General features: G+C 47.8%; 9 protein-coding genes and 1 rRNA gene. 5 read left to right on the top strand and 5 right to left on the bottom strand.

Translation table 11 applies throughout. From position 1 onward, the window contains the following. Nucleotides 1–3: 3 nt before the first annotated feature. The 3 genes from rrf to CWE08_RS11030 all read left to right on the top strand — a co-directional run bounded on the left by rrf (nt 4) and on the right by CWE08_RS11030 (nt 2,976). Nucleotides 4–119 (top strand): 5S ribosomal RNA (gene rrf / locus CWE08_RS11040). 502 nt (nt 120–621) lie between these two features. Next, nucleotides 622–2,346, top strand: a complete 1,725-nt coding sequence (locus CWE08_RS11035; protein WP_126768246.1) for a DEAD/DEAH box helicase — start codon at nt 622–624, stop codon at nt 2,344–2,346. A gap of 15 nt (nt 2,347–2,361) precedes the next feature. Then, nucleotides 2,362–2,976: a superoxide dismutase family protein gene (locus CWE08_RS11030; protein WP_126768245.1), complete on the top strand. Its 615-nt coding sequence runs from the start codon at nt 2,362–2,364 to the stop codon at nt 2,974–2,976. Nucleotides 2,977–3,051: 75 nt separating this feature from the next. On the opposite strand, the gene CWE08_RS11025 is transcribed toward CWE08_RS11030, so the two are convergent. The 5 genes from CWE08_RS11025 to hemC are packed head-to-tail and all read right to left on the bottom strand — an operon-like array spanning nt 3,052 to nt 12,708. Then, on the bottom strand, nt 3,052–6,804 hold the full coding sequence (locus CWE08_RS11025) for a translocation/assembly module TamB domain-containing protein (RefSeq protein ID WP_126768243.1): 3,753 nt from the start codon (nt 6,802–6,804) through the stop codon (nt 3,052–3,054). Continuing rightward, nucleotides 6,801–8,564, bottom strand: coding sequence for an autotransporter assembly complex protein TamA (locus CWE08_RS11020; protein WP_126768242.1), 1,764 nt, complete (start codon nt 8,562–8,564; stop codon nt 6,801–6,803). Before CWE08_RS11020 ends, CWE08_RS11025 begins: the two co-directional genes overlap by 4 nt. A gap of 12 nt (nt 8,565–8,576) precedes the next feature. Continuing rightward, entirely contained in the window at nt 8,577–9,743 is a 1,167-nt protein-coding gene (locus CWE08_RS11015) for a heme biosynthesis protein HemY (RefSeq protein ID WP_126768240.1), read from the bottom strand. Between the two features lie 6 nt (nt 9,744–9,749). Continuing rightward, nucleotides 9,750–11,762 carry a uroporphyrinogen-III C-methyltransferase gene (locus tag CWE08_RS11010; protein ID WP_126768239.1) on the bottom strand — a complete coding sequence of 671 codons (2,013 nt, stop codon included), beginning with the start codon at nt 11,760–11,762 and terminating at the stop codon, nt 9,750–9,752. A gap of 4 nt (nt 11,763–11,766) precedes the next feature. Further along, the gene (hemC, locus tag CWE08_RS11005) at nt 11,767–12,708 is read right to left on the bottom strand and encodes a hydroxymethylbilane synthase (RefSeq protein WP_126768237.1); all 942 of its coding nucleotides are present in this window, start codon (nt 12,706–12,708) and stop codon (nt 11,767–11,769) included. Between the two features lie 111 nt (nt 12,709–12,819). Between hemC and lptM the strand changes: the two genes are divergently transcribed. Further along, nucleotides 12,820–12,990, top strand: coding sequence for an LPS translocon maturation chaperone LptM (gene lptM, locus CWE08_RS12475; RefSeq protein WP_126768236.1), 171 nt, complete (start codon nt 12,820–12,822; stop codon nt 12,988–12,990). Further along, the gene (gene lysA / locus CWE08_RS10995) at nt 12,968–14,230 is read left to right on the top strand and encodes a diaminopimelate decarboxylase (protein WP_126768234.1); all 1,263 of its coding nucleotides are present in this window, start codon (nt 12,968–12,970) and stop codon (nt 14,228–14,230) included. Before lptM ends, lysA begins: the two co-directional genes overlap by 23 nt. The last annotated feature ends 28 nt before the right edge of the window (nt 14,231–14,258 follow it).

The raw sequence follows: 14,258 nt of genomic DNA, 5'->3' as shown, positions 1-14,258 counted from the left end.
TTGTCTGGCGGCCATAGCGACGTGGAACCACCTGAATCCTTTCCGAACTCAGAAGTGAAACATGTCAGCGCCGATGGTAGTGTGGGGCCTCCCCATGCGAGAGTAGGACACCGCCAGGCGCCTATTAAATAGAAGAGCCCTTCGCGTAAGCGAGGGGCTTTTTTATTGCTTGGGAATTACTATCTAGGGGCGGTGTTCTACTCTCGAGTAGGCGAGTTATTTTGCATAACAAACAAACAACATTACTTTTCTATAAATCCTGTTATACTGCGCGCCTGTTTAGTTAAGGCTAAATAGTTTGATTGACAGTGGTCCCCTATCTTGCAGGCTGAAAATGCCTGACAACACTAAAAACGATATGGTTTAAACGCTATATCCGTTCACATGAGAACAGGGTCTAAGGGGCAGTTGTCGGTTGCGTTATCACTAAAGATAACGCCAATGCCCAGCCTTGGTCTGCCATCGCGATATTGCAAACTTGCATATGTAAAGCAAGTAATGTGCAAGTAACACCGCAAGCATCATCATGATGCACACAGTGTGCGATCTGTTTACCGAGTCTGATTATTTAAAATGTTTCCGCCCATATAATGCGGAGCTTTGATAGTGGGACACATATATATGTCTGAATTTAATACTTTTTCTGCTTTGGAATTACCAGAGCCAATCTTACGTGCAATTTCTGAGCTAGGTTTTGACACCCCTACACCTATCCAGCAGCAAGCTATTCCTGGCTTGTTGGCGAAGAAAAATGTGCTTGGTGAAGCGCAAACCGGTACCGGTAAAACGGCGGCCTTTGGTTTACCAGCGCTTGCCAATATTGATACCCGTATTCGTGGTGCTCAACTACTTGTGGTTGCCCCTACTCGTGAATTAGCGATTCAAGTTGCTGAATCAATCGAAGCGATGGGTAAATACATGAAGGGCTTAAACGTAGCTACCATTTATGGTGGTTCTTCGTATGGTCCGCAAATTAAATCACTTCGTGGCGGCGCTCAAATCGTTGTAGGTACGCCAGGCCGCTTAATGGACCATTTACGCAAAGGCTCATTAGATTTGAGTGCTTTGAAAATGGCGGTGTTGGATGAAGCTGATGAAATGCTCAACATGGGCTTCGTTGAAGACATCGAGTGGATCATGGAACAGGTTCCAGATACAGCCCAACGTGCTTTATTCTCAGCAACTATGCCACCACAGATCCGCAAGATTGCAAACAAGTTCTTGACTGATCCGGTGCATGTGAAGATCGAATCAACAAACTCAACGAAAGCCAATATTGCGCAAAAAGCCTGGAAAGTTCAGGGCATGACAAAAGATGCAGCGCTGGAACGCTTATTGGAATCAGTTGATTATCAATTAGCACTCGTGTTTGTTCGTACGCGTAACGACACCCTAACTGTATCTGCCGCTTTGCGTGAGCAAGGCTTTAAAGCTGCCGGTTTGAATGGTGATATGAGCCAAGAACAGCGGGAATCAACCGTAGCTCAGCTGAAATCAGGCAAAATTCGAATTTTGGTTGGTACCGATGTTGTTGCCCGTGGCTTAGATGTACCCGGTGTTACTCACGTTATTAACTATGATTTACCGCAAGATGCTGAATCTTACGTTCACCGCATTGGCCGTACCGGCCGTGCGGGCCGCTCAGGTGAATCGATTTCATTTGCGCGCCCACGTGAAATGCATTTATTAAAGCGCTATGAGCGTGCAACCAATGGTACGATTGAAATGATTAACGTGCCACAAGGCCGCGAATTATCGAAGTTACGTATCGAACAAGCCCAGGCTAAGATTCAAGCACGTGCGCAAGAGCCAGCAATGAAAGCAATGGCTTCACTCGTTGAGCAAATGACTGCGGCGACCGACATGACGGTAGAAGAAATGGCGGCGGCGTTACTTTATGAATATCAGCTTACTCGCCCATTGATTGTAAAAGATGAGCCGAAGCCAAAATTCGATCGCAAAGAACGCAGTGCAGGTGCTGAACGTGGCCGCAATGATCGTGGTGATCGCAATGCACGTGGCAAGCGCCCAGAGCGCGCTGGTGAACGTGGTGGCGCAGCAAGCCGTGAACGGAAACCACGCCGTGATGCAAACATCGAGTTTGATACTTACCGCTTATCGGTAGGAACTGAACATGGTGCACGCCCGGGCGATGTAGTTGGTGCGATAGCAAATGAAGCGGATATGGATAGCCGTTACATTGGTGAAATTCAACTTTTTGCAACACACACTACGGTGCAGTTGCCAAAAGGCATGCCACCAGCGATTTTGCAGAAGTTAAAGAAAGCGCGAATTCGCCAACAACCTATGGCGATTAGCCCAATTCATGGTAAGGTTATCTCCTAACTAAGGAGGTACGGCATGAAATTTAAAACAATGCTCACTGTCGCTTCTGCGGCAGTTTTTTTAGCTGCCTGTGGTGGTGACCCGGATATAACGCCTGAAAGTGCGCCAGAAGGCTCGGTGCAAGAAATTACAGAACGTGATACTCCAACCGATACAGCTCCCGTTGCGGGTGGCTTTATTGCTCAATTAAGTGGCACCGAAGGCAACGAGAACGTTTATGGTTCAGTTACCTTTAGTGAAGACCCTAACGGCGTTATGGTAACGGCTCACGTAGAAGGGTTGCCAGCTGATAGCACTCATGGTTTCCATATTCATGAATTTGGTGATTGTAGCGCTCCAGATGCAACCTCTGCAGGTGGACACTTTAATCCTCATGGCCGTGATCATGGTGGCCCTGATAGTGATGAACGCCATGTGGGTGATTTAGGCAACTTGAACTCAGATATGTCAGGTATAGCGCATCTTGAGCACGTTGATCATAAATTGGAGCTTGAAGGCGATAACCGTATTTTAGGCAAAGCGGTAGTAGTGCACGTGCAGGCTGATGATTTAGCTTCACAGCCAACCGGTGATGCTGGTGCGCGTATCGCTTGTGGTGTTATTGAAGCATTGGATATGAATAACTACTAAGGCCTAAACGCCAACGAGTTATGCCAAGAACCTGATTCCGATAAGTGCGGAATCAGGTTTTTTTATGGCCGGACGCTAACGTTCAATACTATAGAAAATATCAGCACCACTGCGATCACCACTTGTTTGTGTTTCAAAGTGAAGGTGGTCGGTGAGCCGATAGCGGATAAAGAAGGTGTTTACTGGCTCGATTAGGCCAATGCCATATTTTACGTACAGCCGTGAAGATAAGTGCTTGCCGATAAATAGTGAGGTGTTCTCCAAATTATCGCCGGTAGAATCGAGGGTCACTTCATCAACACCTAAAGCTTGACCCAACTGTTGGCCGATAAAATTACCGCCTTGCATGCCTAAAGCCAAAGTGGCTTGAGCAAAAACGTTCGCCTCGCCGGAATCTGCGCCTGGCGCTCTACCTAAAATCAAATAAGAGAGAATGGCGCTATCTTGCATGGCTGGGGTTGAGAAAAAGGTGAGGTTAGGCTCTCGCAACGAGCCACCAATGCGAGCACCCACACTCACATTCTCACTATCGACACTTCGTGATACGCGTAAATCGAGCCCCGGATTATCAATGGCACCACCGGTAAAGGTAAAGTTACCGCGATCAATATCTAAGGGTTGACCAAAAATTTCATAGCGGCCGGTAGCTACATTAATAGTGCCTACAGCCGAAGTTTGCTGCCCTGGTTGCTCGCGAACTCGCAGCCGACCTTCAAGGCGACCATCAAAACCAAAAGCTTCAACACGTACATTATTGCCAAGAATAACCTGAATATCCGCATCAATAGGTAAGCTTTCTTCCTCAAAACTGAATACGGTTTCTTCACCACGCACTATTACCGTATCGCGCGATGAACTGTCTATTGTTTCGATATCCGGCGGCGTGATCAACGCGCTCGGTATCGTTAACTCGCCCCGGGCGCGCAGGCCATCGGCAGAATAAATAATATCCAAATTCGGGCTAATACTGAGTGCTAATTCGCGTGTTTGCACTGCTTGAAAGTTTTCACCACGAATTTCCACATCGGCGCGTTGCTCGGGGAAGAAATACCGCCCAGCAATGTTAACCTTACCATCGCCAGATTGTGCCTCTGCATTAAGGCTAAAGGGCTCGCCAACTTCGCCGGGTGCATCTAACCTCATATTCAGATTGCTCACACGGATACCTGCGGCAGGAACCTCACCACCACCTTCAAGCACTTCTATGTAGCCCGTTAGTACTGGTGCTGCTAAGTTACCACCTACTCCGAGTTCGCCGTTAATGCGGCCAACTATCGCTTGTAGTTCGGGTACCAGAATGGAAATAATACCTAAGTTATCAAGCTGTACATTGACGCGGCCATCCATCGGGCCAAGATTCAGGGCATCCGTTACCCTGAGCTGGCCGGTGATACCACCCGCCAAATCCAGTGTTCGTAAATCTAGCGAAGCGGTTAAGCTATTCTGATCCCCTTGTATTCGTAGTAATTCACTGGCACCAATACGAAACTCTAAATCTTGTTGAGGTAACGCAATGTTGGAATCACTTATATTAACGGCGCTCTCGATCGAGAGTTGGCTATCCTCAATAAGCAACGCTACATCGGCATCTAAAAAGCCGGAGAGATTCAGCTCATCGGCGATGAGTTCCTGCAATATGGGTTGTAGAAGCGCGAGCTGCAAACTATCCATACGCGCATCGATAGTGCCTTTCTGTGTAAGTAAATTCCAATCCGCCGCTAAACAAAGGCCGGCTTCGCGCATCTCGTTGTTAATACAAAATTCATCAATACTGATAGCTTCTCGGCTAAATACTGCATTCGCAACGCGTCTTAAGCGCCAATTCTCATATTCTTCATTGGCAAAACTAAAGGTTTCTATTTGTCCTTGCCAGCTTTGATCTTGCCAGTTACCGTTCAACGCAAGTGCGATATCTGTTGCTAGAGCGGTGCCTTGCAACTCGATATGGTGGTTATCGGAATGCTCCGATAACACTAGGCTCAGATTATCAACGAGTACTTGTTCATCTTGTGTTGCTGTTACTAAGCTTAGGGAACCCGTAGGTAATTGAGCCAATGACCAATCGGCCACTAAATCAGCAGATAGCTCGGCAATACTAAAGTTTTCATAAGTTAAGTTTTCCCCTGATAGCGCAACATTTACCGTAGTGCTATTGAGGTTAGCCTGAATATCGCCTACCAAACGTTGAGTTCCCCAAAGCGCATTCAGTTGCTCGATATGAATATGTTCACCTAGCCAGTTAAGGTTGGCAGATACGGCCAATTCTTCATTTTGTAATTCACCATCGAGGCGCAATAGCTCGATGGCAATTTGGGTGTTATCTTCGCTGAATCCTGAACTTCGATCGAATCCCCACCGTCCAGAGCTTTCGAGAGCAAGGCTCACTCGGTTTTGCTTAGGCGCTTCAGGGTTGAGAGTTTCTTGATCAATATTTTCTTGACTAATATTTCCTTGAGCACCAGTGCCTTGGTTATCACTTTGGTTATCAGCACCTTGATTTTGAGCTATTTGGCTATTTAAACCCGGCCAAATAGTACTAAAACGATCGAGCAACAAATCATCAATGGCAAAGGCAATATCCCATTCTAAATCGTTTCCCCAACTAGCATTACCGCTCAGCGTTAATTGGCTCTTATTTGATTGGGCGCTCAGTTCGAAGGTATCTAATCGTGTAGGCGTTCCGTGTAAATTTAAAGTGATATCGGCATCAAGATAATCTTGGTAGCGCAGTAAGCCACCCATACTGAGTTGAATATCGGTATCGGCCATATTCTGTGCCACATTTTCTGCGGTATTAATAGTTGCGCCGCCTCGCCAATCGAGCATTAAACCTAAGCTTTCAGCGCGCAAAAAGAGCGAATCCAATGCAAAGCGCTGATTCGCAAATTCAGCCTCAGAGCTAGCTACAAAAGCGCCAAATTCGTTGTGTTTGCCCTCAATACGAAATTCACCGGCAACGGCAGATAATGTGCCCGATCCTTGCAGGCTCGCGTTTAACCATTCCACATCAGGCACCAACCCATCGGGGGTGCTTTGCAATATCCGAATTAAACCCTGCCAGTTTAAATCTTCAGTTAGCGGTTGGTTCACCCTTACATCTACTTCGGCGCTTAAATAGCCACTAATCTGTTGTTTAAGCTGTAAACTATCGGTATCGCCATTCAAACTACCCACCACAGTTGTAGGGCCGTACCCTGGCACTTCGAGGCGTAACAAGGTATTTAGATTGAGTGGATAACGGCCTGTGGGGGTGATAATGCCGTGGAGTTGGGTATGAAAATCAGGCATAGTTAAGCTGAAACTATGAATGTGAACCGCATCGCCTCGAGTTCTGCCGCGCATTTGAATGCGTTCAATTTGCTGTGTTAATTCGCCCTGTTGGAAAGCAATATCGGTGAGTAAAACCTGATCGAGGCGAACTGAAAAAGGTAGCTCTACATTAGGTAACTCAATCGGAAATAAAGGCTCACTCGAAGGTTCTGAAGGCTCGACTTCCGGTAATTGTAAGCGCACTCCACTAACTTCCAGCTCGCGCGCATGAAACTGGCGCTTCAGTAATTGCCACGGCCGCCAGCGTAACTGCAAATAATCAACTTCAATATTCGTTTCGCCATTACGGTAACGCAAATCGGTAATCTCGAAATCACGTAATATAGCGCCTTGCCAGCGATCATACGTAAAATCGCCAGGTAAAACTTGCTCTGCCGCATAGAGCGTGAGGCGGCCGCCAGTATGAGTAGTTAGTAGCAAGGTAACGCCGGTAAGCACGATGATCACCAGCGTTAATCCGATATATAAAATGCGTTTTAGCCAGTGCCAGAACATCATAAATCAGGCCCTATCGTTAAATGCACGCGAATATCATCGCCGGGGCTTGAAAATGCATGGGCTAAATCAAGCCGCACTGGGCCGATGGGGCTTTGCCAGCGCAAGCCGAACCCGGCCCCCGTTTTCATTGGTTCATCAATATCATTAAAGGCATTACCACTATCCACAAACAAGGCAAAGCGCCAATTTGTTCGGAATTCATAATCTACCTCAAGGCTACCGGTAAGAATATGCCGAGCGCCTGTTACCTCATCTAAATCGTTACGCGGCCCCACTGAACGATAAGAATAGCCCCGAATGCTGGTATCACCACCGGCGTAAAAACGTAGCGATGTTGGAATTCGATCGAAATCGTTAGTAAGTGAAGTGCCGGCTTCCCCGCGGCTCAAAAAGCGCCAGCGTTCCGATAACCTATGTACCACTTTCGCCGAGAAGGTAGCTTGCGCAAAATCGGCATCAGAAAATAGGCTTTCCGTAGCACCTCGAACGGTTAAAGATAAGCGAAAGCCATCGTCAACATTGAGCCGATTTTCCGCATGCACTCGTGTCCATTGCGCACTCGGCAATAGAAAGGAGCTATCGCGGCGCTCGCCATCTAAGCGATCGCGCTCATTTAACCAATCAATGGCGAGAATACGTTGAGTGCGAGTTAATTGTTTTTGCCAACTAACCCCGAGGGATACTCGCTCAGATTCTGTATTACCCGTATCTTCATCGGTCCAAAGGCCCCGAATTGCATATTGATCGGTTTGTGGCCGGCGACCTGGAATAATATAGTTGCCGGCAACGCTAGATAGCGCCTCTGATAACTGAATTTGTGAATTGAATCGGTGCCCACGGCTATTCACATAGCGCCGATTGAGATCGAACCGCAAACGAGCGCCAGTATCTGTGCCATAACCAATGCCGGTGGAATAATTTGTGCGCAAGATGGGTTCATAAGTAATTTCAACAGGAACCAAGTATTCATCATTCGCTTCCTGCCAAAGTGGCTGCACCTCAACGCGATTAAAGTAATCGCTGTCAGATAAGCCCAACTGCAAATCTAACAAGAGGTTGCTATTGACGTAATCACCTTCCTCAAAGTTTACGAAACGCTGCATTACATCGTGATCTAAATGCCCCTCACTGAAAGAAACTTCCCCAAATCGATAACGCGGGCCGGAATCAAGTTCGATATTTATATTCGCGCGATAACTCTCTAAATCGATACGAAGCTCTTGCTGGGTGAAGCGCGCTTGATAATAGCCGCGTTCTGCCGCCAGTGTTCGTAACCGCGATTTAGCGCGTTCATAATCTGCGTGCAATAAGGTGGCATTTGGGCTGATATTTAAACGTGATACTAAGTTAGTAAATGCACTGTCGTTAGTGCCCGCGCCAGTAACTCGAATATTAACTTCACCAATCGTAATGGCCGGGCCAAGATCAATAAGGTAGCGGGCTTGCCATACCCCATCGATAAGTTCGAGTGAACTCTCAAGTTCCATTTGATAGAAGCCATAAGGCGTAACGGCGTTGCGGATATCACGGAAAGCTAAATCATGTAGGTAGCGCAGCCGGCTCACACCGGGTGCATTTTCTTGGTGATAGGGGTAAATGCTCAACCGGTTTCGCACATTCGTTGCTGTGCGGCCGGAAACACCTTCAATGGAAACATTTACGCGCGCTTGTTCACGCTCGTTAGCCGCCGCCGTTGGGGTGATAACGAGGCTTCCAAGAAAAAACACAACAACCAGATAAAGCCACCGGTTTATATACATCACACGCCTGCGCTACCCTTGCTTAAAGTTTGCGGCTTGCTGAAACGCTAACAGCGCCGATTCTTTCTGTTGGTTTGCTAAAAGTGCTTCGCCTAGAACACGATAGGCTTGATGGTCTGGGCGAATAGAAATCGCTTTCTCCGCCGCTCGTTGAGCCAGCATACTATCGCCCTCTTGAATTGCTACCACAGCTAGTAAAAGTAGCCAGTTCGGGTGTTGTGGATGGGCTTTGATTTGTTTTTCAATTTCATCGCGCAAGGCAGCAGTTTGCCGCCAATCACGTGCATCGTAAGGGAGTAAATCACTGGCGGTGAGCACTTGGTGGTGAATGCCGCGGGCCGCAACTTTAGCCGCTATGGCACCAAAGCCGCGCTCAATCAACGTATCGAGATACGCTAACCGTACTGGTGTGGTTAACCGTAATTTTTTCGATAAACTGCGCCAAACATCATTTAATTTATCGCTATTGGTACCAACACCATGAAAATATGCGCGATAGCTGGCGCGTGTGTATTCAGCTAAACGAGCACCCGGTAAAATTTCGCGGTCATGAAGTGCTGGTAAAATCTCGCGAAGTGATTGCAAATGTTGGTGTTTGTAAAGCGCAGTAGCCGCAGTTCGTAACACATTATTCTGCTTTGGATATGCCTGCAATAACCGTTGCGAAAGCTGCAGCGCTAGCTTCGAATCTGTGGTGGTTTCTAAAGTGGCTAGTTGCACAGAAAGCTCATCAGTAGCTTGGCTTTGCGCTAAACTCAAAAGCCGCTGCTGTTCTTTATGATTATTCAGTGCTTGCCAAGCCGCTGCGGCAAGTAAAAAACCTTGCTGCGGTCGCTTCAAACCCGGTGCCGCTTTTTCTGCGGCGTTCGCTGCTAATTTGTAGTTTTTATTTAACCACTCAGTGAGCGCCGTTTCGAATTGTTGTTGTGCTTTTTGCTCACGCCGCCGTAAAAACCAATTCGCGGTTAATTTACGACCCGAAAAAAGCTTACGAACTAAGGCTTCAAGTAGCCAAAGAAGCAATAGCACGAGCACGAGTAAAATAGCGGCCACTACTAATGTCATTTCAACGCTGTAGTTCCCGAGCAGCAGGATGAGCGTGCCCGAATCACCAGACCACAACGGACCTAAAATTAAACCGGCGGCGATAATTAGAATAAGAAACAGGGCTTTAATCACTAGGCCTTACTCCCCATTCCCAGAATTACGAATACTATCCACGCGATCACGCAACATAGCGTGCGTAAGCAAGCCAGTTGGATACTCCGGCTCTATCGGTAACTCTCGAAGCGCTGTGAGTTCAGCTTTGAGTTGAATAACCTCGCGGTTCTGCAAATCAAAAAAGGAATCAATGTAATACAAAGCCTCATCAATGGTATTTCGATAATAATCGCCGTGATAGTTCATCGCTGCTTGTTGTGCAATTTGCAGTTGTAGTTCGATACGGCTTGTTATCAGCGCGCGCTGGTCATTATCAAGGCGCATAGGCACACCATCGTGGCGTTGAACTTTAATTAAATCAGAGCTGAATGATTCCCATGCTTGCGTAATGTTTTCTCGCCAGTTACTCATATCTGAACTAATAGCCTGCTCTTCGTCATCGGTTGCTACTGAGAAATCAGGAGAAATCGGCAAGTTTCGAACACTCGGCTGCATGCGCTGCAACCGCAAGCCAATCTCTTGAGTGTTCACTTGCGGTAATGCTTCAATCATTTCAATATCGCGCTGCATTTGCCGGATAATTTGTTGATAAGCCTCGGCATTCGAATCACTTAACAATGCTTCGGCTTGCCGCAGTAGTTGTAATGCCGCGGTGCGATTATATTCAAAGTTTAAGCGCTGAATGGCAGCACCCACTAAATCAAAGGCTTCTAATAAGTGCCAATGGGAAGATTGGCGTGCATTGCTGGCCCGAAGTGCTTCATTTACTTGGGTGATTTGCCGCGCATTTTGATCGGTAGCGGTTTGTAAGCTTGCAATGGAATCTTGGCGCAAGTTATCGAGCCGCTGCAGGCCACGTTCGCGCGCTTGCCGCTCATTAGCGAATTGGCGATCTAATTGCTGCTGAATCTCTTCACGCATAGCCGCCAACTCTTGCTGCACCCGTGTTTGCTGAGCACTACTCAAACCCGCGGCTGGTTCATTTTGCTCTGCTTGCGTTAGGCGTTCTTGAATCGAGGTTAGCTGGCTTGCAGTTTCGTTCGCTAAGGCCTGCTGTTGTTGCCATAGCCAATAGCCTCCGGCTGTTAAAACTAAAACCGAAAGCAATAAAATGAAAATTAAAAAGTTACCAAACCAACCACGTTTGGGTTTCGCTGTTGGCTTCGGTTTAGGTGGTTTACTGGAGCTGTTTTCATTACCACTAGTGGAGGCCGCGCTTGCTTTTGCAGCGCTGGCGTTTTCATCGGTTTTTTTATCACTAGTGCTCGCGCTCATAGCTTGCGATTCCCTAATTAACTGTAACGTATGAGTGAGTGCCGCTGGTGTTGCATTTTCAGCGCCATGAATTTGCTTGCTGGGTACGCCAAATTCGGTAAGTTGTTTGCCTATTCGCCCGCGTGGCACAACCCAATGCACACCTTGAGCCCAAACCTTCGTAGCATCTGAAATATTCTCAAAAAATAAGCGTAGCTGCTCAACACTAGATACCACAATATATTCGACGTTTTCTTGCCAAAGAGGTTCCGCCTTGGGTAAATCATCTACATTAGGCCGGCGCTCATAAACTTCTGCAATGGTTACCTGCGCCCCTCGCTCACTCAACGTGTCGGCTAAGAGTTGGCGGCCATTTTTACCCGTAATAATTAACCATTTTTGTTCTTTCAGCTCTGCTAACTCGGGTAACGCAAGTAAATGCTCACTGGTATAGCCGGCGGCAGGATAGGTTATGGGCTTCTGGCACAGAGGCATGAGCACCTCACAGGTGCCTGAACCTACTGTGTAATAGTTTTCCGCTTGAGGCCACGTTTCTTTTTGCTTATCCAATTGTTTCGCAAAAATACGAGCGGCATTTGGGCTAATCACGATAACGCCGTGCCAAGATGTATGGCACCAAGTTTTCACGCTTTCGGCAGCAGCGGGCAAAGGTAGAATATCCATAACGGCCTGTTGATATACTGGGTAGCCTAAATCGCGCAGCGCTAATTCAAGTGGGTCGCTGTGTTGATCAGGGCGAATCAGTAATATTCCTGGCCGCATCCGTTTATTCCTCTGATTGAGCGTAAACCGCCGCAAGTATTTCACCAGCCCCTGCGGCGAGTAGCTTTTCCGCTAACTGTATACCTAAGGCTTCGGCGTTTTGCATTGGCCCGGCAACGCTGTTGCGAATCACTTGCGAACCATCAGTGGCGCCCACTAAACCACGTAAGTTTAGGGTTTCGCCGGTTAATTCGGCGTAGGCGCCAATGGGCACTTGGCAGCCTCCTTCTAGGCGGCGGTTCATGGCCCGTTCAGCATGTACGCAGGCCCGTGTTTCGTTATCTTCGAGCGGTGCCAGTAACGCTTTAACGCGCTCATCATCGCTTCGACACTCAATACCGAGGGCGCCTTGGCCATTTGCAGGAAGCAAGTGTTCAGGATCTAAGCAGGCGGTGATACGCTCATGCAGCTCGAGGCGCTTTAAGCCCGAAGCTGCCAAAATAATGGCATCAAACTCACCTTCATCAAGTTTGCGCAAGCGCGTTTGCACATTGCCGCGTAAATCTTTGATGATTAAATCTGGAAATTGCTCTGCTACTTGGCAGCGGCGGCGCAGGCTACAAGTACCCACAACGGAGCCAGCGGGCATATCTGCCAGATGTTTATAATGATTCGACACAAAAGCATCGCGGGGGTCTTCTCGTTTACAAATCGTGGCGAGCTCTAAGCCTGCTGGGAAATCTACCGGAACATCTTTCATTGAATGCACGGCAATATCGGCACGGCCCTCTAACATAGCCACTTCCAGCTCTTTTACAAACAACCCTTTACCGCCAATTTTTGCCAAAGGCGTATCGAGAATTACATCGCCGCGGGTGCTCATGGGTAAGAGCATCACAGTAAGGCCCGGATGCAGGGCTTCTAAGCGTGCTTTGATATGCTCTGCTTGCCACAGCGCGAGTGCGCTTTTGCGGGTAGCAATGATTAACGTTTGGTTATCACTCATTAATTATCCAATTTTTGCAGTTAGATCTGGCGTGCATGGCTTCCTACGGGTGACAAAAGCGCACGCGAATGCGATTATAAAGCTCTTTATAGCTCTAGTGTAACGTGACTCATGAAAAAACGCACGAGAACGAACTTTAAGATATTGGTAAGCCTCATTTGTAGCTTAATTTTGCTCGCTGGTTGCGGGCAAAAGGGTCCGCTTTTTATTCCCGAGCCCGAGCAGCAAACCGAGCCGAGTGAAACACAACAGGAAGAAGATGTTGATAATGAAAGAAATTGAGGGCGTTTTACATTTTGAAGATGTTGCCCTTCCAGCAGTTGCTGAGCAGTTTGCAACCCCATGCTATGTGTATTCCAAAGCGGCGATTACCGCAAATTGGCAGGCCTTTAGTGAGCAATTACCAGCACCGCACAAAATATGCTTTGCAGTAAAAGCCAATAGTAACCTCGCGGTTTTACAGGTGCTCGCCGAACTTGGCGCTGGTTTTGATGTGGTGTCGGGTGGGGAAATCGCGCGGGTACTGCGCGCCGGCGGAAAAGCGCGCGATATCGTGTTTTCTGGCGTGGCAAAATCCGATGCAGAGATTCGTTATGCCCTGAGCCAAGGCATTGGCCAATTTAATGTGGAATCTGATGCGGAACTTGAGCGCATAAGCGAAATCGCTACCGGTATGGGCCTAACAGCGCAGATTTCGTTGCGTGTGAACCCCGATGTTGATGCCAAAACCCACCCTTACATTGCTACCGGCTTAGAAGATAATAAATTTGGTATTCCAATGCAGGATGCCCTAGCTACTTATCTACGTGCGGCAAAATTGCCAGGTATTTCGATTGTGGGTGCAGATTGCCACATTGGCTCGCAGCTTACCGAGTTAGCTCCGTTTTTAGCGGCACTTGAGCGTATGTTGGCATTAGTTGATACGCTGGCTGAGCACGATATTCAACTGCGGCATATCGATATGGGCGGCGGCTTAGGCGTAACTTATAGTGATGAACAGCCACCGCAAGTAGCGGCCTACATTCAAGCCATGTTAGCGCGGCTCGAAGATTATCCGCACTTGGCGCTGTATTTGGAGCCGGGGCGTGCCATTGTAGCGAATGCAGGTGTGTTATTAACGCGGGTAGAATACTTGAAGTTTAATGGCCACAAACATTTTATTATGGTGGATGCGGGAATGAACGATTTATTGCGGCCTGCACTTTATCAAGCGCATCACGATATTGTGAATGTAGATTGCCATAGTAAGGCGGCAAGCATTACCGGCGATGTGGTAGGCCCGGTGTGTGAAACTGGTGATTTTCTTGGCCAGAACCGTACATTGAAGGTTCAAGCCGGTGATTTACTGGCGGTGAAAAGTGCCGGTGCTTATGGGTTTACCATGAGTTCCAACTACAACACGCGGCCGAAACCTGCAGAAGTAATGATTGCTGGCGCGCAAATGCACTTAGTGCGCGCCCGCGAAACCTTAGAAGATGTGTGGCGGGGTGAAACGCTTATCCCTAATGAGGCAAAGGCTTGAGCCTTGAGTGCATGGCGAGCTAATTAAG

The organism is Aliidiomarina iranensis, assembly GCF_003987135.1.
Lineage (GTDB): Bacteria > Pseudomonadota > Gammaproteobacteria > Enterobacterales > Alteromonadaceae > Aliidiomarina > Aliidiomarina iranensis.
The sequence above is the reverse complement of the archived record's forward strand: the minus strand, read 5'-3'. Positions and strand labels throughout refer to the sequence as shown.

Coding starts and splice junctions, on each gene's coding strand:
- CWE08_RS11035 (WP_126768246.1), top strand. CDS start 622: ATGTCTGAATTTAATACTTTTTCTGCTTTGGAATTACCAGAGCCAATC.
- CWE08_RS11030 (WP_126768245.1), top strand. CDS start 2,362: ATGAAATTTAAAACAATGCTCACTGTCGCTTCTGCGGCAGTTTTTTTA.
- CWE08_RS11025 (WP_126768243.1), bottom strand. CDS start 6,804: ATGATGTTCTGGCACTGGCTAAAACGCATTTTATATATCGGATTAACG.
- CWE08_RS11020 (WP_126768242.1), bottom strand. CDS start 8,564: ATGTATATAAACCGGTGGCTTTATCTGGTTGTTGTGTTTTTTCTTGGA.
- CWE08_RS11010 (WP_126768239.1), bottom strand. CDS start 11,762: ATGCGGCCAGGAATATTACTGATTCGCCCTGATCAACACAGCGACCCA.
- hemC (WP_126768237.1), bottom strand. CDS start 12,708: ATGAGTGATAACCAAACGTTAATCATTGCTACCCGCAAAAGCGCACTC.
- lptM (WP_126768236.1), top strand. CDS start 12,820: ATGAAAAAACGCACGAGAACGAACTTTAAGATATTGGTAAGCCTCATT.
- lysA (WP_126768234.1), top strand. CDS start 12,968: ATGTTGATAATGAAAGAAATTGAGGGCGTTTTACATTTTGAAGATGTT.